Source organism: Faecalibacterium sp. DFI.5.82 (assembly GCF_029076575.1).
Lineage (GTDB): Bacteria > Bacillota > Clostridia > Oscillospirales > Ruminococcaceae > Faecalibacterium > Faecalibacterium duncaniae.
Window position 1 is genome coordinate 1 of sequence record NZ_JARFIS010000515.1, and the last position, 311, is coordinate 311.

The window sequence follows — 311 nt, forward strand, 5'->3', positions numbered from 1 at the left end:
GGAATGATGACATCGGTATCCACGTTATCCGGGTATTTGAAAACAGAACCTTTTGCGTTCATCGTTGTGTCTCCTTTTCGATCAGACCGTGCGGGGGTCGGTGATATAGCCGGTCAGGGCGCTGGCAGCGGCAGTGGCCGGGCTTGCCAGATAGACTTCGCTCTTGACATGGCCCATGCGGCCCACAAACTTGCGGTTGGTGGTGGAGACACAGCGCTCCCCCTCGGCCAGGATGCCCATGTAGCCGCCCAGGCAGGGGCCGCAGGTGGGGGTGGACACAATGCAGCCCGCATCAATAAAGGCCTCGGTCC

General features: G+C 60.1%; 1 protein-coding gene. It reads right to left on the reverse strand.

What is annotated here, in order from left to right; genetic code table 11:
* Positions 1-81: 81 nt before the first annotated feature.
* Positions 82-311, reverse strand: a 230-nt coding sequence (locus P0G09_RS17675) for an aconitase family protein (protein WP_275253323.1), incomplete at its 5' end; no start/stop codon positions are given.